Origin of the sequence: Glaciimonas immobilis, assembly GCF_011947285.1 — a bacterium.
Lineage (GTDB): Bacteria > Pseudomonadota > Gammaproteobacteria > Burkholderiales > Burkholderiaceae_D > Glaciimonas > Glaciimonas immobilis.
Genome location: NZ_JAAOZT010000010.1, coordinates 1 through 24,601 on the forward strand (window position 1 = coordinate 1; position 24,601 = coordinate 24,601).

The window sequence follows — 24,601 nt, forward strand, 5'->3', positions numbered from 1 at the left end:
CAACAGCAACAGCAACAGCAACAGCAACAGCAACAGCAACAGCAACGTCAAGGACCGCAACCAAGATAATCAACCATCCAATTAACAAGGCTGCGGCGGTTGCGGTTGCTGTTGACCTGCCCCGTCATAGGTGATGCCGGTTATTTCGGCTGTCAGTCGGGAATTGTCGGAATACATGTTTGAGCGCCAGCGAGTTGGTATTTCGACCCGGCTGATAGTCGAAATAATCGGGGACCCGACCAAAGGGAGGGCAGCACCTCTGCGGTCGCCTTCTTTTTGGTTACTTTTTCTGCGGGGGCGCCTAGCCGAAGCAAGAAAGAAGTAACTGGCCGCCGGGCCACTCCCGGCCAGCATCCACGGAGCACTAACCATTTTAGCTATCGAATAACCGAACCAACCAAACCAACCAAATGGGTCAACGTCGGCGGCGCTCCATTCCCGTCTGATGACTAAAACAATGAGAGAAAGGTACTAAACTATTCGCGCTCTCAATCGCCAAGACAATCAACCCTCCAATTAACAAGGCTGCGGCGGTTGCGGTTGTTGTTGACGTACCCCGTCATAGGTGATGCCGGTTATTTCGGCTGTCAGTCGGGAATTGTGGGAATACATGTTTGAGCCACAGGCGAGTTTGTATTTCCACCCGACTGATGGCTAAAACGCTTGGGGAACCGAAGGGCAGCGTCGTTGCGGTCGCCTTCTTTTTGGTTACTTTTTCTGCGGGGGCGCCTAGCCGAAGCAAGAAAGAAGTAACTGGCCGCCGGGCCACTCCCGGCAAGCATCCACGGAGCACTAACCATTTTAGCTATCGATCAACCGAACCAAGAAAAACTGGGTGAGCGCTAACCATTTTAGCTATCGATCAACCGAACCAAGCAAAACTGGCTGTCGCACCACCCCCGATCAGCATCCACGGAGCACAAATCTAATTCATACATTAAATGTCAACACGCCCTAGTCATGTTGCTAATATTAAACATTAATTTGCCTAATATTTTAGACATTTTTCGGATCGTCTATATTGCGTTATCGGAGGTCTCCATGATGGACATCAAAACATTGGGCACAAAAGTGCGGCAACGACGGCTAGCCGTTGGCCTGGCGCAACAACGGCTAGCCAAGCGGGCAGACCTGTCACGTCAGACGCGGCGACTTACGGGGGCTATCGGCAGGAAATGTGGAAATGACAGAAGCTCAGCTCACGCCGGGGATTTGGCAATCACTTCTTCCGAAAGCCTTGCACCAGGCCACAACAGTGTCGCTATCCATGATCTGCATGGACTTCCTGTAAGTGCCAAAGACTACTCAAAGGATGGTGAAATTGTGCGCCTCCGTTATCGTAATTGACCTATCAGTACCGAAACGTCGTCTAGTCGAACGATTTTTGCGCATATCTAGCAATGTAGGCCTATCGCTACGTGTTATGACAAATGCGCTTCGCGCTTAGCTTGATGGGGGGCGCTCGTGGCGCTCACGGCTTCGGTACTGTGGTTGAAATAGATGTCAACATACCCTAATAGTCTGCTTTCAGCGCCGGGACTGCGTAGAATGGCGAACATAATTTAATCAGGAACTGAAATAATGAAAAAATCAGGCATGGCAAAAATGCAAGCAATGAAACTTTCCGGCAAAATGAAGCAGCCGGGCACTGACGCCGCGTTCGGTCAGGTCGCTCCGGTGGCGCTGGATCGTCGTGAACAACGTAAACTGGATCAGTCGCTAGGATTGGTGCCATTCGCAGTCAAACTCAATAGCGACCTGGTACAGCAAATACAAACGCTGGCACAAGAGCGCGAAGTTGGCGTGAATGAACTGGTCGCAGAATTGTTGATCAAGGCATTGGCAGCGTAATAATTCAGCAAGGACTGATTAAACCGCTCGCCTGCATTTGATGCTAACTTGGCAATAAGTTACTTAGCATAAATAGTGGCAAGCAACCGCCCGGCGGCAGGTACCGCACAATGACCATTGATCGCGCCACATGTTGATACCAAAAACGATAATTCCCGATAGCGCCCGGCGTGTAGCCGATTTGCTGGCAGCAATGGGGCATGACAAGTTGGTGGTGATGTTGCCAGCAAGTGGCAAAACCTCGGCAGAAGCTGCGGCCGGGTTGGGATGCAGCGTTGCCGAGATCGCTAAGTCCATCGTTTTTCGCCGCCTCAGCGATGATGCTGCGGTGATGGTGGTTGCCAGCGGCAGCAATCGTGTGGACGAGGCTAAGGTTGCGGCGATCGTTGGCGCGCTGGGTAAAGCCGACGCCCGGTTCGTTAAGGAGCGGATAGGTTACGCTATCGGCGGCGTGTGTCCAATCGGTCACGTTGGCAAAACTATCATGCTAATTGATCAGGATTTGCTGGCGCTGGATAACGTCTGGGCGGCGGCGGGTCACCCGCACGCGGTATTCAATCTGACGCCGCAACAATTGGTCGCCATGACCGCCGCGCCGGTAGCCGATGTGGCACTGGTCACACTTCCGAATTTATAACTGTCCATGAGCGGGTCCTTGCGTGATTTATTTCCGCCGACGATACATGTGTTGCAACGCGGCTGGTTATCGTCCAATAACATTCTCTTTGTTGGTCGCGAACAAACCGCGCTGATCGATAGCGGCTATGCCACGCATGCACCTCAAACGGTCGCGCTGGTTGCAGAAGTATTACAAGGCCGCTCGCTCGACTGGCTGATCAACACGCATATCCACTCCGACCATTGCGGGGGCAACGCAGCCCTGCAACAAGCTTACGGTTGTCGCACCTCCATCCCCGCGGCAGAAGCCTCCAGAGTGCGCGATTGGGACCAGAGCGCTTTAGGTTATCTCGCGACCGGTCAGCAATGCGCCCGCTTTAACTTCGACGATACGTTGCAAGGTGGTGACGAGATCATGCTTGGGGACGTGGGCTGGCAAGTGCTGGCCGCACCGGGGCACGATCCGCATTCACTGATTTTTTATTGCCCGCAATATCGGACGCTGATTTCTGCCGATGCATTGTGGGAAAAAGGCTTCGGCGTGATTTTCCCCGAGCTCGATGGCGAGTCGGGATTTGCAGAAGCGCGGGCGACGCTGGAGATGATTGCAGAGCTTGATATTGCGCTGGTGATTCCCGGTCACGGTCAACCGTTTACCGATATCGCGAGTGCGCTGACTTTCGCCAACTCACGATTAGATTATCTTTCTGCCGAGCCTGCTCGCAACGCGCAAAATGCGCTCAAAGTGTTGCTCAAGTTTTTGCTATTGGAGCATCAGCAACTTAGTCTGGCAGAAGTCAGCCGGATCGTCGCAACCACGCCGCTGATCGTCTCGACCAATGCGCGTCACTTACATCTCTCGGACACCGAGTTGACCACTTGGCTCATCGCCCAATTGGTCCGCGCCGGTGCGGCTAAAGTGGACGGCGATAGCTTGCTGAATGCAGATTAATCTGTACGCCTCTACAGATTAATGTGAAAAATTTCTAAGAGTTTTCTCGAATGGTATAAGACTTTTCTAAAATTTCGACTTTATCCCGATACCCAGCAGTCAATGTGCTAAATTGCGCCATTTGGCGGATAAACTCCAGCGTGACCACTAACTTCTACATGGTCCAACGCGCCACAACCAGACGTCTGATTTGCTCATCGATCGATACCTGCCGTCAGGGCACATAAATCGAAGCGCAGCTTGCTTATGCGTCGCAAACCAGTCGCCTCCTGGTTGCAGTTAAGTAGCCAATAAGTAGCTAAAAAGTAGCCAATAAGTTGTGCAAAAGCAGTCGTGATGACTTCGCGTTTGCACACAATTTTTTAGCACAGCGGTCTTACGGAGTCCTATAATCCCGATCCCAAAAATCCATTCCTTTCTTTTATCGGAGACAACCCAGCAATGATTGAAACCTTCCTTCATCCCATCGTGAACTTCCTTAATCAGATTTTATGGGACTACGTTCTCATTTATTTGCTGCTAAGCGTCGGAGCATTCTTTACGATTCGTTTTGGCTTTATTCAGTCGCGAGTATTTCGCTCGAACCTTTTTAAGCGCGAGCCAGGACAATCTGTTGAAGGGATAACCGGATTTCAAGCCTTTGCCACCGGCATCGCTAGTCGGGTTGGTACCGGTAACATTGTGGGGGTCGCGGTCGCATTGACCGTCGGCGGTCCGGGTGCAATTTTCTGGATGTGGGTGGTGGCACTGCTTGGCATGTCTTCCGCTTTTGTGGAAGCGACCTTAGCCCAGATTTTCAAGGTCCGCAGTGAGGACGGCGGATTTCGTGGCGGACCCAGTTATTACATTCAGATTGGCTTGCGCTCCCGTATCTTCGGCATCGTATTTGCACTCTCGCTGATCCTGGCTTTTGGCTTTGTGTTCAATGCGGTGCAAGTCCAGTCGATTGCGGAAACGATGAATATTTCCTTTGGGATTCCACGGCATTGGGTTGGTCTCGCGCTCATGTTATTGACTGCGCCGGTTATTTTCGGTGGTATTCGACGCGTGGCAAAGTTTGCCGCAGTGATTGTGCCGATCATGGCGCTTGGTTACCTCGGGGTAGCGGCCTTCGTACTGGTGACGCATGTGAATGAACTGCCGGGCATCTTGAGTTTGATTTTTAGAAGCGCGTTCGGCCTTGAGCAAGCAGTCGGCGGCACCGCCGGATACGCGGTCACGGTAGCAATGATGACAGGTATAAAACGGGGATTGTTTTCCAACGAGGCAGGGATGGGCTCAGCCCCAAACGCGGCAGCAGCAGCAGTGACTTCGCACCCGGTCTCGCAAGGTTTATTGCAAATGTTGGGCGTCGTGGTGGACACGATGATTATTTGTACCGCTACGGCATTGATTATTTTATTGTCCGGCGAATACGTTCCCGGTAGCGGCACGCAGGGTGCCAGTCTGACCCATGCCGCGATTACTGCGCATTTAGGCAGCGGCGGCGGCATATTTCTGACCGTAGCGATTTTCTTCTTTGCCTACTCATCAGTGTTGGGTAATTACGCCTATGCAGAGGGTAATGTGCAGTTCATCAGTAAGCATCCGATGCTGTTGTTGGTATTCCGCCTTGGCGTACTTGGTATGGTGATGTTCGGCGCTACCGGCAGCTTGCCGTTGGTGTGGAATATGGCCGATACCAGTATGGGTTTAATGGCGGTAATTAATCTGATCGCGATTGTGCTATTGAGTAAACATGCTTACGCCGCGTGGCGAGATTATCTGGCGCAAAAGAAGCGCGGTGTTGCGGTACCTCAATTCACCCGGGATTCTATTCCGGCGCTGCGGGATACGTTGCCTAAGGATGTCTGGTAGGTTTAGCGTAATTGATTATGGGAGTTTTCCTTTGTGTTTACTCCAGCGGCTGATGACAAACAGCTTGGATGTTGTGGCCGTCGGGATCGAGCACAAAGGCACCGTAGTATTTGGGGTGGAAATGCGTCCGCAGTCCAGGTTTGCCGTTGTCTTTGCCGCCAGCCAGTAAAGCCACGCTGTAAAACTCATCCACAAGTTTTCTGTCATTGACGCGAAATGCGACATGAATCGACGGTTGGTTTGGCGTGCCTTTACTGATCCAGAAGTCCGGCTTGCCTGCTTCACCGAATCCAGCAACATCGGTGTGTCCGATAACAGCGGCAGGGAATTTTGCCAAAAGGTCATAGCCGATGGCCGCGAGAGCGGATTGATAGAACTTCTTGCTGCGCTCGAAATCGCTGACAACTACGCCAGTGTGATCAATCATGCTGTTACTCCGTCGATTAAATTTTGTTTGATGTGTTTTGCACAAGGGATAGTTGCTTCAATAATTCTGGTAACGCGGTTTGTATCGTCTCTCACACCACATCGAGGTTAATGTCAAAGTAGCCGTGGGCGATGCGGTTGCGCATGCCTCGCATGCTGCGCCATGCGACTTCAGGGTGAGCTAGCGTGAACTCGGCGTATCCCTCCTTTACTTTCGTAGCGGCCTCGCCGATGATGATGAAGCTCATGACGACGGCCTGCTGGGTGCGCTTATCGGCAAGGAAGTCGTCTTTGCTCAGACCCTCCACGAAGGCGCACACATCGGTTGCAGCCTGCTGTATGTGTTCGAGGTAATCGGGCAGTCGTTTCTCATTCATACCGGTTGCGCCTCCGCGAGCACCTTTGCTCGAAACTTTGGCGGCAAGTCGCCTGGTGTCAGCAAATCAACGTGAATGCCGAGCAGTGACTCCAGATCGTCTTGTAGACCGCCTAAGTCCAATAACGTGGCACCAGGCAGCGCATCAACCAACAGATCAAGGTCGCTACCATCCCGGTCGGTGCCATGCAGCACCGAACCGAAGACGCGCAGGTTCGCCGTACGAAAGCGGTTCACCGCTTCGCGCACTGCACTTCGCTTCATGTCAAGGACAACGGACGGTCGCATGGGCATCCTTTCTTATCGAAACTCACTGAAAATGGTAAGGGATCGAGAATAACATTTCAAGAATTATTTTCGCGAATCGCAACGCCTTGATTGCGCGCGTCGCGTCGGTGGTCGGTTGTCGCGTCAAATAAAGAGAATCAGGAAGTGATGTCTTCCGATTTGGAAATAGCCGCCAAAGATGCGCTTCACCAAAGTTTGCAATTAGAGCGCTAAATCTAGCACGACCGTACTTTTTAATTCTTTTCACTTTATAATCATTTCTTTGATTCCCATTGAAGAGGTCGTTATGTCACTGCCTGCTGTGTTGCAAAACCTGAGTCTTCCTGTTATCGGTTCTCCGATGTTTATCGCCAGCGGGCCTGCTTTAGTTGCAGCGCAATGCAAGGCGGGGATTGTCGGGTCCTTTCCAGCGTTAAACGCCCGCCCAGCGGCGGAGCTGGATGTCTGGCTGACACAATTGCAAGCAGAGTTGGCCGCCTATCAGGCCGAACACCCACACGCCAAAGTAGGTCCGATCGCCGTCAATCAGATTGTCCACCAATCGAACGACCGTCTGGCGCATGACGTAGAAATGTGCGTCAAGCATCGTGTTCCGATTATCATTTCCAGTCTGCGCGCGCCACCAAAAGAGATGATGGACGCCATTCATAGTTACGGCGGGATTGTTTTGCATGACGTGATTTCAATCCGTCACGCAGAAAAAGCATTAGAAGCTGGCGTTGATGGCCTGATTCTGGTCGCGTCCGGCGCGGGCGGTCATGCCGGGCCTTTATCGCCGTTCGCACTGGTTGGCGAAGTCAGAAAGTTCTACTCGGGCACGATTGCATTGTCTGGCGCGATTGCTACCGGCGACGCTATTCTTGCGGCACAAGCAATGGGCGCGGATCTGGCCTACATCGGCTCGCGCTGGTTAGCGACCAAAGAGTCTAATGTGGATGAAGCGTACCGGCAGGCCATCGTTGACTCATCCGCGAATGACATTGTGTACACAAACTTATTTACCGGCATCCACGGCAATTACCTGAAAAAATCGATCGTCAACGCAGGACTCGATCCCGATAATCTGCCAGAAGCGGATAAAAACAAAATGAATTTCGGTTCTGGGGCGTCCGGTGCCAAAGCCTGGCGTGATATTTGGGGCGCAGGTCAGGGCGTTGGCTTAATGGATGACGTGCCGACAGTAGCGGCGATGGTAGATCGCCTGCAAGCGGAATATCAGGCTGCACGTCGGCGATTGGCGCTTTAGGCCGTTACGTTATGTAGGTATTAATAATTTGAGGTTTCGTAGAGCAAAGTACAATGCCCCATCGCCCGCACACAGGATCGTGCAGCGATGATTGTTAGCTGAGACAGCATTAATGTTGTGTTCTCTGCCGCTTCTTATAATGCGCCGGTGACGCTTACCCAAACTAGCGTCTATTTTTGGCTTAAGAATTTCGCAGTTAGAAATGAAGGGTAGCTACCTAACGCCGCCAGAAAATGCCGTCACACTATAATTTCAAGCCTGTAGTGTCGGCGAGAATTGTTCATCAAACTTCGTTGAGAATTTAATTACCTCGGAAATCCACTGATTAAGTGCGGTCAAGTCAGAGCTTGCCACCGCACCAGGTTCAGCCTCCTCCCTTACCTCTGCGATTCCACCAACTCCTGCTCCACAATAATATCCAGCGTCCACTTAACCGCGCTGGCATCGGCGGCAGGATTGGGCACCTGTTCTTCTAATATGCGCAACCGATATTGGACGCCGGGAGATGGTTTAAAACCGATGATGTCGCCATACCAGAGTTGCCACGGGGCTTTTTTGTCCTCACGTATCTGATAACAAGTAGTCTGCATGACGCCGGTGGAGCAAGGTACTTTTTTGGCGGCCACGTAAATGAATTTTATTTTGGCCGTGGCACCGACTTTTTCACGCGCCTGAAAAGTCATGGTTTTGCCGTCGACGGTTTGCATACTTAACTTTTTGCCAGTGATTTTGTAGTTATTCACGGCTTGCAGCTTTTCAAGGAAGTCGGCCTCAAAGCGCATCGCTGGTTCGTCGCACGCCATGCGGGTAGTGACTGCTTCCACAATCGTCAGTCGACCGGGGCCGCGGATCGAGAAAGGCGCGGTGAACTGATTGCACCAGGCGCGACCACTGACGCGGCCCTCGCCCTTTTCGACGCTAAAATTGAGCACAACCGGATCGCCGTTATCACCGTTTGGGATGATATGTTCAGGCCAGCTGGTGAGCTCCCAACGCGATGACAATAATTGTGGATCATCCGTCGCTGTGCTTTCAGACGAAAGGCTGGCGCAGCCAGCGAGTGTCACGCTAGCAACACAAATAATGGTGAGAGTGCGAGCGAAAATACGAGCAGACAAAAATGGCATGACGGCGGGCTCCAGGGCATTGTAAGCGGGAATTGGTATTGCAAATTGACACTATTTTATAGGAGTTAGAGTGTTTTTAGCGATAGCCTCTATTTTGGCCTGTGTGGAACTAGGTCGCAATCATCAATGTTGGTCAATATAGTTACCCGCCCAGCCCTATCCCAGAGGGCCTTCCGGTGCGTATTAAACTGGCTTAAAGCGATTAATCCGATTCTTAAGCGACCAAGTACGCCTTCAATCATCGCCAGACTTACTCTAACCATCTGGCCCGGCTGGCCGCTAAGGCCACGGCCAGACATAGCACGCCGACTAGCACTAGCGCTGCGTGCAGGCCAAATCCATGGGCCAAAAAACCGATCATTGGTGGCCCGATCAAACCACCGCCATAACTCAGTGTGGCGACCCCAGCCAGCGCGGTGGAACCATGGCGACCCGCAGCGCTAAATACAAAAGGGAAGACAGTCGCAACGCCAACGCCGGTTAACGCAAAGCCAGCGATTGAGCTGGCGACGTTGGGCGCGACGAGTGCGATAAACATTCCGACACTTGCGACCAATGCGCCAGCGGTAACGACCTTGCGTGCATTAAAGCGTTCCTTGAGACGATCGCCTATCAGTCGGGTGATCAACATCATGCCAGCAAAGGCCGCAAAAGCCAGCGGCGCTACGCCGTCGGTGGCATGCAGCCAGTCTTTCATATAGACGCCACTCCAGTCGGCGACTGAACCCTCGACAATGGCACCGCAAAATCCGATGACGCCCAGCACGATCAATGGCCCATGCGGCATGGAAAAATATTTCTTGCCGACAGATGGCTCCGGGCGGTCATTAGGTAAGGCGTTGTAGCAAAGACGCAGTGGCACCGCGAACACGATGGATAACAATCCGAAATGGCAAAACGGGGACATCTCAATCCCCGCAAAAGCGCTTCCGATCAGCGCGCCGGATAGCGTCCCTACGCAGAACCATGCGTGTAACAGTGACATGATGGAGCGTCCAGCAACTTTCTCCGCGGTTGCCCCGAGCGCATTAATAGCGACATCGAAGCAGCCGGAACCCAGACCGAGGCAGGTCATGGCCAGCATCAGCCACGCCATATTGGGGGCCAGCGCCAGACAAGGCATCGTGAGCAATAATCCGATACCGGCATACCCCGCACTGTGACGCGCGCCGAAATGACCTGTCAGCCACGCCGCCAACGGAAACGAACCCACTGCACCAATCCCGGCGCAGAGCAACACCAGACTCAGCTCGGCAGGGTCGAGTTGCAAGGCATCGCGTATTGCCGGTATGCGCGAGGCCCAAGTGGCATAAACCATCCCCAGCAAAACGAACAGCAGCGGAAGTGCTACCAGACGTAATCGGCTGATATGAGGTGCGGGAAACACAATTTCACTAGACATTGGTATCAAGATACGTGACAAAAACCGGGCGCGCAGGCGGCTAGGAGAACAACGTTGTTGAGCGATCCAAAAACGCAGGAGTCACGCAAAACCGTCCCAGCAACGAAGTTGTCAACCCTGCCGACGCAGACAGTACGCCAGTACCAAGCATGCGGCAAGGAAAGCACAACGCCGATGGGGCGATTTTGCGCAATTCCTTATAGTAAATGCTTTGGCAATGCGGTCAGCAACGCGTGACAATCGCTATCCGAGCCCACAGTAATGCGTAAAAATTGGGCAATGCGCTCATTGGTGAAATGACGCACGATGACGCCATCGGCGCGCAATCCCGCAGAAAGGATTGCAGCATCGTGGTGCGGATGACGGGCAAAGACGAAATTGGCGGCAGAGGGCAATACCTCGAAACCAAGGGCGTTCAAACCGGTAACCAGCCCGGTGCGGGTATTCATGACGGCCAGACGCGTGCGGTCGAAATGGGCTTGGTCCTGCATTGCCGCGGTGGCACCGGCAATCGCCAGTCGATCCAGCGGATAGGAGTTGAAGCTATTTTTGACCCGCTCAAGTGCTGCGATCAGATCGGGATGACCCACAGCAAACCCAACCCGTAGGCCAGCCAGCGAACGCGATTTGGACAAAGTCTGTACGACTAGCAGATTAGGATAACGTGATACGAGTGGAATCGCGCTGTCGCCGCCAAAGTCGATGTAAGCCTCATCCACAATCACGACGCTGTCGGGCTGTGCCGCGACCAGACGCTCAACTTCGGATAAAGGCAACAGACATCCGGTGGGCGCATTTGGATTCGGAAAAATGATACCGCCGTTTTTGCCCGCCTCAAGATAATCATCTACCTCAATCATGAAGTCGTCGGAAAGCGGTATCGTCTTATAAGCGACCTGATACAAGCGTGAGTAGGTCGGATAAAAACTGTACGTAATGTCTGGATACAGAATCGGCTCATCGTGCTGCAACAATGCCTGGAACGCGTGCGCCAATACCTCATCGGAACCATTGCCAACAAAGATGTGCGCAGGCGTTACACCGTATTCTGCATTTTGCGCGGCGATAGCGAGCTTAAGCGGTTCCGAGTCAGGATTTGGATACAGTCGCAACGTGTCGGCGGCTTCGCGCTGAATCGCTGCGATCGCCAGCGGTGACGGGCCGTACGGATTTTCGTTAGTATTCAGTTTGATCAAATTATTGATCTTTGGCTGCTCGCCTGGGGTGTAAGGCGTCAGACGACTGACAATGGGACTCCAAAATTTGCTCATGGGATCAATCAAGTGGGTGGCGGATGCGTAAGCCGATATAGTAGCAAACCCGCGCAAAGTATCACGCTGCATTGCTGCCTTATTATTCTCGGTACTGGCGAATAGAGTGCTGTGGAGGACTTATTGCAATGAATTGTACCTAACTACTCAGATCGGGGCTGATATTGCAACTAAATGGGGGATTCTGTACCTAACTGCGAACTTTAGATGGGCCGAGACTTTAGGGGGTACTAGACGCAAGTCAAAATATACCGGGTCTGTAGCGTGCATTCATCTCTCTATGATCTGCTTTTTAGCTTGTTTGTAATTGAATAGGAGTTTACTTTTGAATACTTTTGCCATTGACCAACTTCGTACGCTTTGGACGTTTTTGGCTACATCTTCATTGCACTACGCGGTGAATGCGTTACTGGCAATTATTATATTGATGTTGGGATGGTGGTTCTCATCCAAGCTGTCGCGTGCTTTTGAGCGCTTGATGATACGCTCCAAAGTGGATGCGACGTTGCGACCGGTCTTACGCAGCGTGCTCCTGTGGCTTATCCGGTTGATCACGGTTATCGCGGTATTGGGACAGTTTGGTGTACAAACAGCCAGTATTATTGCTGTATTGGGCGCAGCCAGTTTGGCAATAGGTCTGGCTTTGCAAGGCACATTGCAAAACATTGCGGCTGGCATGATGCTGCTATTTTTGCGACCTTTTCAGGTCGGTGAATACATCGCAAACAGTAACGCGGAGGGCACGGTCAACGAAATCGGCCTTTTTGCCACGAAGCTGACCAAAGCCGATGGCGTATGTCTGTTTGTGCCGAACAATCAATTATGGAACAGTGCGGTAACCAATTTTAGTCGGCATGACCGGCGCCGTATGGATTTGCCAATTGGCATCGATTATAAAAACGATCCGGCCATAGCGATCCGTGCATTAACTGACATGCTGGAGGCCGACGCACGCATCTTAAAGACCCCAGCGCCGTTGGTCGTCGTCAGCGATCATGCCGAAAGCGCGGTAATGCTGAAAATACGGTTTTGGACCATGACCTCTGATTATTGGGCAGTGTGCTGGGATATCAACCAGCGTATCAAGCCGACACTGGATACGATTGGATTTTCGATCCCATTTCCGGTGCAAGAATTACGGCGGGAAAACAAGGCACATCAATCATCCTTGCCATTACCAGATCCCGCATCTTCAAAAGGGAGTTTAGGATCAACTCCGCAACCGACTAGCGGCACCGTTAATTAATAGGAAATGAACGGCATCGCTAAGTGTGAGCGGAGATGAAAGGTCAGGCGAGGCAATAAATCATCGAAAAGGCTAAGCGGCTCGACGGGCGTCTCAGACCTTGTGAGAAAAATCTGAAGACAAAATAAATGGCGGATGGGAGCTAATCCCATCCGCCATTTTTTTAATCCCGGTGACGGCCTGCAATGCAGTGAGAGCGTGTACCAGTTCTAAGACAACATCACGCGCGCGAAGCGTCAGTAAGATTAATCGTTAGTGGCCGAGGCGGATTTTTTGTCGTCAAATTGACATGTCAAGCCAACCCGGAAGCCTCGACTGGTGGATGGCACGACCGCCAGTTCATTTTGCGCGGTGTACATGTTTTTTTCAAGGAAAGTACTGTAATTCTTAATGAAAAGGTTACTTACCTTAGCAAATACCTGCCAGTTTGACGCTAAGTTGTAATGCGTGTCCAGATTGAAGATCGTGTAGCCCCCAACGGACCATTCGCGTCCTGATTGTTTTCGTTTCCATGTGCATACTTTTCCGGCTGCAAGCGTTGATTTCATCTATTCACTCCCCTGCCAAGAAATCAGAACAGGAAAAAGAAGCACAATGCATGCCTGTGAATATTGTCTAGTCTGGTGCTAAGGTTAGCAAAGTACACACGGTGGCGATCCGGGCGAAGTATTCAGTAATCAGATCGCTAGTTTTGTTTCACGGGACACAGTGATCGCAACAATAAAGCGAGCGGAGGGTGGTCTGCATATCGACGATACGTTGATAAGAATCAATAGGTGTAAAACATCCGCTGAATTTCCTGCGGACTAGTCGTTCTGGTCAATCCCAGCATGAGCAATACGCGCGCTTTTTGAGCATTGAGCGTATCCGCCACCACGAAGTCCAGTGCGTCGTCGCTGGCCTCGCCGTTCCGGGCGACAATACCTTGGCCGACACGGCTGGCACGTACGATGATAACGCCTTTTTTGCGGGCAGCAAGGAGCGGCACTTTCATCTGGGCGGCGACACTGCCATTCCCCACACCTGCATGAATGATGCCTTTGGCACCCGCTGCCACCTGCCCATCGAGAGCCGCGCTGTCCATGTCAGCGTAGCCGTAGACGATGTCCACTCTGGGTAAAACAGCCAAATTACTGATATCGAATTCCGTATCCAGCGTATTTTTTCGCGTCGACTGACGGTAGAAATACACTTTACGTCCTTGAACATAGCCGAGCACGCCCAGCTCGGTCGATTTAAAGGCATCGGTTGTAGAGGTATTGGTCTTGGTGACGTCACGGGCCGCATTAATCTGGTCGTTTAATGCCACCAGAACGCCCTTGCCGATGGCTTCTTTGCTACCTGCAAGCAACACCGCATTGTATAAATTGAGCGGACCGTCTGCCGACAGCGCGTTGGATGGACGCATGGCACCGACCATCACGACCGGCTTGTGACTCTTCACCGTGAGGTCGAGAAAATAGGCAGTTTCTTCGATGGTGTCGGTGCCGTGGGTAATCACGATCCCGTCTACGTGGGGCTGAGCCAGCAGTACGTTAACCCGCTTTGCCAGCTTTAACCATTGATCAACCGTCATGCTTTCGCTGGCAACCTGAAATATCTGCTCAGTTTTTATGTTGGCGACTTTATTCAACTCCGGGATTGAGGCAATTAATGTATCAATGGCGACGGTTGCGGCCTTGTAGCCTACCATCGCCGTCCTGTTAGCACCCGTTCCGGCAATCGTGCCGCCGGTGCCGAGGACCGTCACGTTGGGTAAACCTTGGGTCGGACTTTCAGCTGACACGGGCTGCAACTCTTGGGCGACGACGCTGGTAACAGCGCCCGATAAAAGTAGCGTAAAAAACAGCCGCCGGATACAGGCCGGAAAAGGGGCGTTCAATGTATGCGATTGCATGGATGCCTCAGGTGTAAACGCCTCACAGCAAAAGTGAAGTTGCAATCCCCCACATTACCACGGCAATGATGCTGTCAAGTATTCGCCATGCCACAGGCTTGGCAAAAAGCGGTGCTGCAAACCGTGCGCCGAATCCCAGGCTGATAAACCAGAGCGACGAGGCTAGTATCGCGCCAGCGGCGAACAATACCCGACCCATGCCGATCTCTTGCCCACCCACGGATCCCAATAAAACAACGGTGTCCAGCAACGCGTGGGGATTGAGTAAGCTAAATGCCAGCGCACTGGCGATTACTGCCGCGTAACGCTGCGGTGCCAGTGGCGCGGTGGTGGTCATCAGCGCGCCCGGCTTCCAGGCAGCCATGGCGGAGCGAATACCGCACCACGTCAAAAACGCAGCGCCGCCCCATTTGGAGAACGCAAATAACGCTGGATTTTCAGCAATCAATGCGCCGACGCCAGCCACCCCTAACGCAATCAGCAAGGCATCGCATAGCCCGCAAATCAACACCGATGTGAGTACATACTGACGTTGCAACCCCTGCCGCAAGATGAACGCGTTCTGAGCGCCGATAGCGATGATCAGGCCACCGCCCAGTCCCAACCCTTTGATAAATGCTGCGCTTTCCATGTTGACTCCCTTGTTAATGAAGAAAGTTTACTGCGCGATCTAACATAAGTAAAATGAATGAATCTACTACTTAATAAGTAGTGCTAATACTAGTACTAATAAATAAGGCTAATAAATAAGGCTAATAAATAAGGCTAATAAATAAGGCTTAAAAAGAGCGCGATATGAAAAATGTTGATTACCGTGGTTTGGCGGCATTGGATGCCGTCGTTGGGCTAGGAAGTTTTGAGAAGGCAGCACTATCCTTGCACGTTAGCCAGTCGGCAATATCGCAGCGGATACGGACCTTGGAAGAGCTGAGCGGCCAGTTATTAATTGTGCGTGCGCAACCACCGTTTGCCACCACGCTCGGGCAGCGTCTGATTGCGCATTACCGACAGGTTAAGTTAATGGAGGCAGCACTTGAGTCCGACATAGGCGAACCGGCCAGCCTGCCGGAGATTGCTATCGCGGTCAACGCAGATACGCTGGCAACATGGTTGCCCGATGCGCTTGCGCCGGTGCTTAAACCGCCGCAATGCCAATTAACCGTCTTAATAGACGATCAAGACCATACGCTGCAATTATTGCGAGAAGGCAGCGTTTTTGGGTGTGTGACCAGTTCGATGACACCAGTGGCAGGCACCACTGCCACGCCGCTGGGGGTGGAACGCTATATTTGCGCGGCATCGCCCGCGTTTGCCAGGACTTGGTTTAAATACGGATTTACCACGGCGGCAGTAGCGCAAGCGCCCGCGGTTGTTTTTAACCAAAAAGACGCATTGCATGCGCGGTTTCTGCGTCAGCGTTTGGGATGGCAGAGCGCCTATCCGCATCATTCGATTGCCTCAGTCGATGCGTTTGAGAAATTTATTCAAAGGGGTTTCGGTTACGGGATGTTGCCGACGGTGCAGATTGCGACTGCGTTAGCCTCCGGACAGTTGGTGGACTTATGTCCGGGCGAAGGTATTGATGTGCCGCTGGTGTGGCATGCATGGAATATTCATACGCCGCTAACGGCGTCGTTATCGCGGCACATCATCGACATTGCCCGGCAGAGTTTGAATTATACGCAGCCCGAGGACGACAACTTAAAATAGAAAACAACGGGCAGAATATCGATGGATATTTATTATCGCATTCGCCCGCAAAGCCCTATCGCGTTACCGGCTTATACCGAATCCGCTTAGGCTTGGCACCTTCTTCACCCAGACGCTTGCGCTTATCGGCTTCATATTCCTGATAGTTGCCATCAAAGAACGTGACTTGCGAATTACTCTCGAACGCCAGGATATGGGTAGCAATCCGATCCAGGAACCAGCGATCATGGGAGATCACCATGACGCTACCGGCAAACTCCAGCAGGGCGTCTTCCAAGGCGCGCAAAGTTTCAACATCCAGATCGTTAGACGGTTCATCAAGCAACAGAACATTGCCACCTTGCAGTAGTGTTTTTGCCAGATGCAGGCGACCACGCTCACCACCGGACAGATTGCCGACGATTTTTTGCTGGTCGCCACCTTTGAAGTTGAAGCGTCCCAGATAAGCGCGCGATGCCATTTCAAAGCGGCCTACGGTCAGAATGTCGGCACCGCCAGAGACATCCTCAAACACCGTTTTGCCGTCCGATAACGCGTCGCGATGTTGGTCAACGATGGAAACGCGTGCAGTCTGGCCGAGTACGACTTCGCCACTGTCCGGCTGTTCCTTGCCGGTAATCATCTTAAATAACGTCGATTTACCAGCACCGTTAGGACCGATGATGCCGACAATAGCGCCTGCTGGCACGGTAAAACTCAGATCGTCGATTAACAAGCGGTCGCCGAAAGACTTGGATACGTTCTTGAATTCGATGACTTCGTTACCCAGGCGCTCTGCCACCGGAATAAAAATTTCCGAAGTTTCATTACGCTTTTGGTATTCGTGTTCGCTCAATTCATTGAAGCGCGCCAAACGTGCCTTACTCTTGGCCTGCCGTCCCTTCGGGTTCTGGCGTACCCATTCCAGCTCTTTGGCGATGGTTTTCTGGCGCGATGATTCGGTTGCTTCTTCTTGCTTCAGGCGGTCGCTTTTTTGCTCAAGCCATGAGCTGTAATTGCCCTTCCAAGGAATGCCGTGGCCACGATCCAGTTCGAGAATCCATTCAGCGGCATTGTCCAAAAAGTAGCGATCATGGGTGATACCCACGACCGTGCCGGGAAAGCGTTGCAAAAATTGCTCCAGCCAATCGACTGATTCGGCGTCCAGATGGTTGGTCGGCTCGTCCAGCAGAAGCATGTCTGGTTTGGATAATAGCAAACGACACAATGCAACCCGACGTTTCTCTCCACCGGATAGTACGCCGATGATGGCGTCCCATGGTGGCAAACGTAATGCGTCCGCGGCCATCTCAAGCTGTAATTCCAGATTGCCACCGTCGGAGGTCGATATGATGGCCTCCAGACGACCTTGCTCAGTTGCCAACGCATCGAAATCAGCATCCGGTTCTGCGTAGGCAGCATACACGGCATCCAGCTTAGCGCGGGCTTCAAAGGCCTCGCCCAGACCGCCTTCAACCGCTTGTCGCACAGTTTGTTCGGGATCTAGCTGCGGTTCTTGGGGCAAGTAACCGATGTTCAAGCCCGGCATAGGCGTCGCTTCGCCCTGAATGTCGGTATCGATGCCAGCCATAATTTTAAGCAAGGTCGATTTGCCAGAGCCGTTCAGGCCTAGCACACCGATCTTTGCACCGGGGAAAAACGACAGTGAGATATCCTTCAGAATTTGTCGTTTTGGCGGCACGATCTTGCCGACCTTGTTCATTGTATATACGTATTGCGCCATGATGATCTTCTCGTGAAGTGTCAGAAAAAGGAGGTGAGGCCGAGGCAAACTGCCATCGCATCCACTTTGTCTAAAAGCGCTCAGTCTTACCGAAATAACAAGCTATCTCGGCAAACGGGATGACGATATGTGGGCAGTGCGTGCGAAGCCCAGAAAAAAATTGTGCGGTAACCGCTCGCAGGATGATAAGGATAACCGAAGTGCCCGGGGATGACTATCTACTATCGACCATCAACTGTCGCCGCACGATCAAGATCGTCTCCTCAGTCGCTGGCGATTGCGCTAGCTTTTGAATTTTTACGCAGATCAGATTACTTCCGGATGCTTGGTCGCGCACGCCACAAGCCCTCTGCCGTATACAATGCCAGCGCGCTCCAGATTACTGCGAATCCCAGCATTTTGTCTCCATCCAGCTGTTCTTTGTAAATCAGGACGCCCAGCAGTAACTGAATAGTCGGCGTAATGTACTGCAATAAGCCTAGCAGTGACAGCGGAATCCGGCGTGCGCCAGCAGCGAACAGCAGGAGTGGAATCGAGGTAATAGGACCCGCCGCCGCCAGCAACCAACGCGACGAGGACGATGCGGCCATGAAACTATTTTGACCGTGAAGCGTGCTATAAAACAGATAAGCCAAAGTTAGCGGTAACACCAGTGCAGTTTCTAACGCCAGGCCGGGAAGGGCGCCAAGACTGGCGGTTTTGCGCAGCAAGCCGTAGCCGCCAAAGCTAGCGGCCAGCGCCAGCGAAATCCACGGCGGATGTCCGGTTTGCCAGCTAAGCCAGACGACGGTACTGGCGGCGACGATGATCGATAGCCACTGAATAAATCGGGGCCGCTCCCCTAAAAACATAAAGCCCAGTCCGACACTGACCAGCGGACTAATGAAATAACCCAAACTGGCATCTACCAAATGGTCGTTATTGCATGCCCAGACATAAGTGACCCAATTTGTCGCCAGTAAAAGTGCGCTGGCGGTAAAGCCGCCGATAACGCGCGGTTGCCGCAGAACCGGGACTATCCAGTCCCATTGCCTGCGAAAAGCCAGAACCACCAGCAGGAACAGAAATGACCACAGCATCCGATGCATGACGATGTCTACGGGCGGTATATCCTGCAATGCCTTGAAGTAAACCGGGAAAAGGCCCCATAAGGCGTAAGAAGCGAACGCGTAAAGCATACCTGCTTGCATGAGTGAGCTGACTGTAAGATGTACCGTGTTGACCGGGAGTGCTTGCGTATTCTACTCAAAAAAATTGCGGGCATTTTATCCGCAACTAAACTGCTTGTTAAAAGGCTTGTTAGCACGCTTCTTAGTACGCCTGTTTTAACACCTGTTAATACAGGTGTTAGCGACCGTAATGGTTGGGCGATAATTGCTTTACGATTTAGCGCCAGACTTTAGCAAGCGATGATATTCCGGGCTGGCGATAATGCGATGCAACAGCAATGCCCCGAGCGCGCAGATTGCCATCACCGTCATCAATGGCAGCGCAGTCCCATCGTGCCATAAACTCATACTGACGCCGGACATGATGCCGAGAGAAAATTGTAGCGTGCCCATTAATGCCGAAGCGGTCCCGGCTTGATGACCTTGATGCGCCAGAGCGATGGCCGATGCGTTGGGACTGATAAAGCCGTAGCACGCAAGAAAACCAAAAAAGCCGATCAGCAGTAACGGCAAATTATTGACGCCTGCGGCAACCAGTAGCGCAATGACCAGCGTTAAACCGGCAGGCAACCACAACGCACGTCCTAATATTTTATCCGGTGTGTGCTTGCCGACCAGTCGTGCGTTCACCTGCGATGCGCCGATCAGGCCGACAGCGTTGACCCCAAATACCCAGCCGAAATTTTCTGGCTTAATACCGTGCAATTCGATCAGTACAAAAGGGGAGCCACTGATATACGCGAACATACCTCCCTGCAACAGGCCGCCGCATAAAGCGTAAGCCAAAAATTGGCGATCAACCAGTAACGCGCCATATTGCTTTAATATCCGGCCCAGATGCAAAGGGGTCGATTCTTTGCGCACAAGGGTTTCTTGCATAGTGGTATGAATCATGATCAGACAGAGCAGTCCGAAGCACGTAAGGCCAGCAAAGATCACGCGCCATCCCCACAGCTTTAACACCATTCCCCCGATCAGCGGCGCAAGAATGGGCGAGATGCCCATGACCAGCATCAATAACGAAAACGCTTTGGCAGATCCCGCCGCGCCCATGCGGTCCCGGATCACGGCCCGGCCGACGACCATCCCCGCGCAGCCGCCCAACCCTTGCATGAAGCGGCCGATGATCAGCATCGTGACATTCGGTGCGAACAGGCAGGCCAGCGATGCCAACGTATATAAGCCAAGTCCGAAGTAGAGCGGCGGCTTGCGACCGAAGTGATCGCTCAGCGGTCCGTAAAAAATTTGACCAACCGCCAACCCTACCAAAAAACTGGCGAGGGTCAGTTGCACCAGATTGCTTCCGACTGCCAAATCTTTTGCGATAGTGGGGAAACTTGGGAGGTACATATCAATCGAAAGGGAGCCAATCGCGGTCAGTGCGCCGAGCAGGATAAGCCAGCCAGGCAGCAATTTCTCTTGCGCTGTAGGGTCGTTGTTGTTAGCCATGAATAGTGTTGAAGTGTGCGGGGAGAGACCGTTTACGTTGACTAAAAAAAGCGCCCTAGCAAAATATTTTGTGCCGATCACGCTGTGTCGATGCCATCAAAGCCTGACAATTAGTGTCGACAGAAAAGAATCCGGTGGAAACAGAGAGATACTTTGCAAAAATTTTTACTAAGCGGCGAATAAGCGCCAACGTATTTTAAAGCATACTGGATTTTTTTGCCGCGAGGCAAATAAGTGACGTCTCTATATCGCGCTGAAAGTAAAGTTGTGGCGGTTGAATAAACGCTGCTAAAGCACCTGTAGCGGTAATCTAATTCATCAAAAAATAAGCGCAGAAAACCACCAAAAAATAAGTCGGTCCAGAAAGAAATAACGGGTTAACCATTTTAGGTTGTCGCCGCAAAACGCAAACAGAACACCATTAATATTTTGGTGCCAGCCACAGAACCGCAGAACTTTACGCTGCCTGAAGCGTCAACTAATCGACTGAATCTTGATTGCACTTCATGAGCAATTTTATTTAATGAACGCACCTATTCCAGCGCTCTATTTATTGTCCTTCGTTGTTGCCGTGACTGCTTCCTATATTGCATTGATACTGGCCGGGCGCGTTAGTCGTGCTCGCAGAGGCCAGGCGCTGGCATGGTTAATGGGCGGCGGTATTACCATGGGCACCGGCATTTGGGGAATGCACTTTATGGGCATGATTGCCTTTTATTTGCCGATAGCGGTGTCCTATAGCATCAGGGAAACCGTCCTTTCGTGGGTGACGGCAATAGCGTTGTCGTTATTCGCCTTATTACTGCTCAAGGCGACGCGCCGGGGAAGTCGCAGTCTTATTGCCGGCGGCGTCATCATCGGCCTTGGTCTCGTGACAATGCACTACGTCGCAATAGAAGCTATCACGCCAGGTCAGGGAATTACTTATGATCCGGCGCTGTTTTTAGTCTCGGTCGCGGTGGGAATAGTCGGTTCGATTGTCGCCTTATGGCTAGCATTTCGCTTACGCGGAGGTGTCGCCTGGCACTCCACGCTGACGCGATTTTCTGCTGCGTTCATCATGGGCCTGGCGATTACCGGAATGCAATTCACCAACATGGCGGCGTCCCGTTTTGGCGCACAGCCACTAGATGTGCTGAACGATGGACTGGACCACAACTGGCTCACGTTTTCTGTCGCTGGCTTTACTATGACGATTCTCGCGTTCGTGCTCTTATTGGCGCTGATTGATATGCGTAGTCGCCGCTATGCAAATGCGCTGAGCGCCTCGCTTAAAACAGTCCACTCAAAGCTGGCTTTTTTAGGCACGCACGACGCGTTAACCAGCTTGCCTAATCGCTTATTATTGATTAAAAAAATCGCTAAAATTATCGCCGCCAACAATACCGACAAGCCACTGTTGGCTATCCTGCACCTCAATATCGACCGCCTGAAAACTGTCAATGAATCACTGGGACGTGCTGTGGGCGATCAGTTACTCAACGCGTTTGTGCTGCGTATCAGCCAAAAGCTTAATGCCAGCGATATGTTGGTGCGTCTGAGCGGCGACGAGTTCGTGGTGCTCAGGGAGTTAGCGGACCAGTCCGACGCCGCGCGACTGGCAGAAAACCTGATGACGTTGCTGAGGCCTCCGCTGTATGTGCCTTTGCATGAGGTACACCTGACGGCGTCAATCGGCATTAGCACCTATCCGCACGATGGCGATACCGCGGAATCATTATTGGCCCGCGCCGACATGGCGATGTCGCATGTGAAGCTGCATGGTCGCAACAACTACCAATTTTTTACTCCGGAAATGCACGAGCGCAATCGTAATCGAGTGAATTTGGAAAGCGGTTTGCGTCCGGCTTTGCGCGAGAATGAATTTCGGATGTATTACCAGCCCAAGGTCGATATACAGTCGGGAAAAATTGTCGGCGTGGAAGGGCTTTTACGTTGGCAGCACCCTGAATACGGTTTGGTGCCACCGACCAGATTCATTCCGCTGGCAGAAGAAAGTGGGCTGATCGTAGCGCTCGGAGAATGGGTACTGGAGGCCGCATGTCGCCAAAGCCGTCTATGGCAAAACCGGGAATTGATGTTGGATGCGGCGGCAGGCAGGCCCATCCCTATCTCAGTGAACCTGTCGGCACATCAGTTTTTACAACGCGATCTGGTCGATAGCACGATTACTATTTTATCGCGGCATGGAATTTCCACAGCTAGCATTATTCTGGAGTTGACCGAGGGATCTCTGATGGGTAATCCGGAAGCCGCCATTGATGTTCTGCGTGAACTGGCACACTTGGGTGTGCGAGTGTCGGTTGATGATTTTGGGACCGGCTATTCCAGCCTGAGTTATTTACGCCGCTTTCCGCTGAGTGAAATTAAGATTGATCGCTCTTTTGTCCAGTTACTCGATAGCAATCAAGAGGACCGCGCAATTGTTCATACTATCGTCACGCTGGCGCATAGCCTGCAATTGACGGTCATAGCGGAGGGCGTCGCTAAAATCGAACAGTTGCGATTTTTGAGACAGATTGGATGTGACCAGTATCAGGGATTTTTGTTCAGCGAACCGGTGCCTGCGGGAGTGATCACTGAAATGCTGGCGCGCCAGCAATCGACAGAATAGCTTAGCCGCCTTGATCGTGGTCGTCCTTCTAAGCACCGCTTGATCGCGACGGGGAACAATCAGACGACGGCAAAGCGGCGCTATGGCTAGGCCTGTAAAAAATCCAGCAGCGTCATCGAGACTACTTTAGTCGCCTTGCGCAAATCATCAAGCGCCAAATTTTCGTCGGCCTGCTTGGCGTTAGACTCACTCAATGTGCGAGGACCAGCGCCGTACAGGACGACTGGAATACCTTGTTCGCCATACAGCCTGGCGTCTGTGTAAAGCGCTGAACCCTCGGTAGTAATCGGCTCGCCAAATATCGCTTCTGCATTTTTTTGCAGGCTTGCAGATAGTTTTTCATGCCCCGGGAGTGGACGTAGCGCACGCGCCAGCAACAAACGTTTTATTTCTACGCGGATGCCCGGTTGTCCGGCAACGGCGTCTGCGATCATGGCGCGTACGTCGCTTTCAACCTGAGTCGGGTCTTCTTCCGGGATCATGCGGCGATCCATTTTGAGCACAACCTTCCCCGGTACGACGTTGGTGTTGGTGCCGCCATCAATGCGACCGACGATCATGGTCGGATGCGTAATGCCGGGTATGGCTGAATTGATTGCCTTAAGGCCCGGCAACCGCGCGTAAATCGCTTGCAAAATCAGCGTCGCAGCCTGCAACGCATCATGACCGGTTTCCGGCGCTGACCCATGGGTCGCTTTGCCGTGCACGGTGATCTCAAATTGCAAACACGCATTGTGCGCGGTCACCACGTTATAGCTGAAGCCGGGTGCAATCACATAATCCGGCGTGGTCAGCTTATTCTCCAGCAACCAGCCCGGACCGAGCAAACCGCCGAATTCTTCATCATAAGTAAAGTGTAATTCCAACGATCCTTTTAACGGGACGCCTAGCGCTTCCAGCGCGCGCACCGCAAAAATAAAAGTAGCGAAATCACCTTTCGATACCGCCGTAGCCCGACCGTATATGCGCCCATCCACAATCTCGCCGCCATACGGAAGTGTGGTCCAGCCGTCGCCCGGCGGGACCACGTCGCCATGCGCATTGAGCGCGATGGTGGGGCCGCTGGCATCGTAACGCCGCCGAACGATCAGATTGGTAATGCTTTCCATGCCGTACGCATGCACGGTCTCTGCTGGCACCGGATGTTTTTCAACTGCCCATCCCATGGCGCCAATCAACTCTGCCACCACCTCTGCGTGGGGCGCATTGTTGCCGGGCGGTGTGTCGGTGGGGATACGGACAATGGTCTGAAGGAAAGCGACTTCCTCATCGAAGTGGTCATCAATCCATGTGGATAGTTGCGTAGCGGTGTCTGGGTTTGCCATGATGTACGGGAATATGGGGTAAGGAAGGGTTTTTTATTTTACGTCCATATGCAC

The 24,601-nt window shown here is 52.3% G+C and carries 21 protein-coding genes and 1 pseudogene; 9 read left to right on the top strand and 13 right to left on the bottom strand.

What is annotated here, in order from left to right; translation table 11 throughout:
• The first annotated feature begins 1,041 nt into the window (after positions 1-1,041).
• From HAV38_RS16480 to HAV38_RS16500, 5 genes and pseudogenes are all read left to right on the top strand, one after another.
• Positions 1,042-1,347 carry a hypothetical protein gene (locus HAV38_RS16480; protein ID WP_168056491.1) on the top strand — a complete coding sequence of 102 codons (306 nt, stop codon included), beginning with the start codon at positions 1,042-1,044 and terminating at the stop codon, positions 1,345-1,347.
• A 234-nt stretch (positions 1,348-1,581) separates the two neighbouring features.
• Positions 1,582-1,851 carry a hypothetical protein gene (locus tag HAV38_RS16485; protein ID WP_168056492.1) on the top strand — a complete coding sequence of 90 codons (270 nt, stop codon included), beginning with the start codon at positions 1,582-1,584 and terminating at the stop codon, positions 1,849-1,851.
• A gap of 130 nt (positions 1,852-1,981) precedes the next feature.
• Positions 1,982-2,488 carry a YbaK/EbsC family protein gene (locus tag HAV38_RS16490; protein ID WP_168056493.1) on the top strand — a complete coding sequence of 169 codons (507 nt, stop codon included), beginning with the start codon at positions 1,982-1,984 and terminating at the stop codon, positions 2,486-2,488.
• Between the two features lie 18 nt (positions 2,489-2,506).
• Entirely contained in the window at positions 2,507-3,421 is a 915-nt protein-coding gene (locus tag HAV38_RS16495) for an MBL fold metallo-hydrolase (RefSeq protein WP_245182403.1), read from the top strand.
• A 444-nt stretch (positions 3,422-3,865) separates the two neighbouring features.
• Positions 3,866-5,275, top strand: a pseudogene (locus tag HAV38_RS16500) (alanine/glycine:cation symporter family protein); the annotation flags it as partial.
• 40 nt (positions 5,276-5,315) lie between these two features.
• Here the strand turns inward: HAV38_RS16500 and HAV38_RS16505 are convergent.
• The 3 genes from HAV38_RS16505 to HAV38_RS16515 form a co-directional block, all read right to left on the bottom strand.
• Positions 5,316-5,705, bottom strand: coding sequence for a VOC family protein (locus HAV38_RS16505; protein ID WP_168056495.1), 390 nt, complete (start codon positions 5,703-5,705; stop codon positions 5,316-5,318).
• A gap of 91 nt (positions 5,706-5,796) precedes the next feature.
• The gene (locus tag HAV38_RS16510; protein ID WP_168056496.1) at positions 5,797-6,081 is read right to left on the bottom strand and encodes a HepT-like ribonuclease domain-containing protein; all 285 of its coding nucleotides are present in this window, start codon (positions 6,079-6,081) and stop codon (positions 5,797-5,799) included.
• Positions 6,078-6,368: a nucleotidyltransferase family protein gene (locus HAV38_RS16515; protein ID WP_168056497.1), complete on the bottom strand. Its 291-nt coding sequence runs from the start codon at positions 6,366-6,368 to the stop codon at positions 6,078-6,080. Before HAV38_RS16515 ends, HAV38_RS16510 begins: the two co-directional genes overlap by 4 nt.
• Before the next feature lie 286 nt (positions 6,369-6,654).
• Between HAV38_RS16515 and HAV38_RS16520 the strand changes: the two genes are divergently transcribed.
• Complete coding sequence (locus tag HAV38_RS16520; protein ID WP_168056498.1) at positions 6,655-7,614, top strand: NAD(P)H-dependent flavin oxidoreductase; 960 nt, start codon at positions 6,655-6,657, stop codon at positions 7,612-7,614.
• Between the two features lie 377 nt (positions 7,615-7,991).
• Here HAV38_RS16520 and HAV38_RS16525 read toward each other — a convergent pair whose 3' ends face one another.
• From HAV38_RS16525 to hisC, 3 genes are all read right to left on the bottom strand, one after another.
• Positions 7,992-8,741, bottom strand: coding sequence for an META and DUF4377 domain-containing protein (locus HAV38_RS16525; RefSeq protein WP_168056499.1), 750 nt, complete (start codon positions 8,739-8,741; stop codon positions 7,992-7,994).
• A 250-nt stretch (positions 8,742-8,991) separates the two neighbouring features.
• Positions 8,992-10,143 (bottom strand): MFS transporter, encoded by a 1,152-nt coding sequence (locus HAV38_RS16530; protein WP_168056500.1) that lies wholly within the window; start codon positions 10,141-10,143, stop codon positions 8,992-8,994.
• Positions 10,144-10,340: 197 nt separating this feature from the next.
• Positions 10,341-11,414 (bottom strand): histidinol-phosphate transaminase, encoded by a 1,074-nt coding sequence (gene hisC / locus HAV38_RS16535; protein WP_168056501.1) that lies wholly within the window; start codon positions 11,412-11,414, stop codon positions 10,341-10,343.
• Between the two features lie 325 nt (positions 11,415-11,739).
• Here hisC and HAV38_RS16540 point away from each other — a divergent pair, with 325 nt between their 5' ends.
• Entirely contained in the window at positions 11,740-12,660 is a 921-nt protein-coding gene (locus HAV38_RS16540; protein WP_168056502.1) for a mechanosensitive ion channel family protein, read from the top strand.
• Positions 12,661-12,905: 245 nt separating this feature from the next.
• On the opposite strand, the gene HAV38_RS16545 is transcribed toward HAV38_RS16540, so the two are convergent.
• The 3 genes from HAV38_RS16545 to HAV38_RS16555 form a co-directional block, all read right to left on the bottom strand.
• Positions 12,906-13,208, bottom strand: a complete 303-nt coding sequence (locus HAV38_RS16545; protein WP_168056503.1) for a TonB-dependent receptor — start codon at positions 13,206-13,208, stop codon at positions 12,906-12,908.
• Between the two features lie 221 nt (positions 13,209-13,429).
• Positions 13,430-14,557: an asparaginase gene (locus HAV38_RS16550; protein WP_168056504.1), complete on the bottom strand. Its 1,128-nt coding sequence runs from the start codon at positions 14,555-14,557 to the stop codon at positions 13,430-13,432.
• Between the two features lie 22 nt (positions 14,558-14,579).
• Positions 14,580-15,188 (bottom strand): LysE/ArgO family amino acid transporter, encoded by a 609-nt coding sequence (locus tag HAV38_RS16555; protein ID WP_168056505.1) that lies wholly within the window; start codon positions 15,186-15,188, stop codon positions 14,580-14,582.
• Between the two features lie 164 nt (positions 15,189-15,352).
• Between HAV38_RS16555 and HAV38_RS16560 the strand changes: the two genes are divergently transcribed.
• Positions 15,353-16,267 carry a LysR family transcriptional regulator ArgP gene (locus HAV38_RS16560; RefSeq protein ID WP_168056506.1) on the top strand — a complete coding sequence of 305 codons (915 nt, stop codon included), beginning with the start codon at positions 15,353-15,355 and terminating at the stop codon, positions 16,265-16,267.
• Positions 16,268-16,322: 55 nt separating this feature from the next.
• Here the strand turns inward: HAV38_RS16560 and ettA are convergent, their stop codons facing one another.
• The 3 genes from ettA to HAV38_RS16575 form a co-directional block, all read right to left on the bottom strand.
• On the bottom strand, positions 16,323-17,990 hold the full coding sequence (ettA, locus tag HAV38_RS16565) for an energy-dependent translational throttle protein EttA (protein ID WP_168056507.1): 1,668 nt from the start codon (positions 17,988-17,990) through the stop codon (positions 16,323-16,325).
• A gap of 311 nt (positions 17,991-18,301) precedes the next feature.
• The gene (gene rarD / locus HAV38_RS16570) at positions 18,302-19,180 is read right to left on the bottom strand and encodes an EamA family transporter RarD (protein ID WP_168056508.1); all 879 of its coding nucleotides are present in this window, start codon (positions 19,178-19,180) and stop codon (positions 18,302-18,304) included.
• 189 nt (positions 19,181-19,369) lie between these two features.
• Entirely contained in the window at positions 19,370-20,608 is a 1,239-nt protein-coding gene (locus tag HAV38_RS16575; protein ID WP_168056509.1) for a Bcr/CflA family multidrug efflux MFS transporter, read from the bottom strand.
• Positions 20,609-21,131: 523 nt separating this feature from the next.
• Between HAV38_RS16575 and HAV38_RS16580 the strand changes: the two genes are divergently transcribed.
• Positions 21,132-23,222, top strand: coding sequence for a putative bifunctional diguanylate cyclase/phosphodiesterase (locus HAV38_RS16580; protein WP_168056510.1), 2,091 nt, complete (start codon positions 21,132-21,134; stop codon positions 23,220-23,222).
• Between the two features lie 86 nt (positions 23,223-23,308).
• On the opposite strand, the gene HAV38_RS16585 is transcribed toward HAV38_RS16580, so the two are convergent.
• Positions 23,309-24,547, bottom strand: coding sequence for a M20/M25/M40 family metallo-hydrolase (locus HAV38_RS16585; protein WP_168056511.1), 1,239 nt, complete (start codon positions 24,545-24,547; stop codon positions 23,309-23,311).
• Between the last annotated feature and the right edge of the window lie 54 nt (positions 24,548-24,601).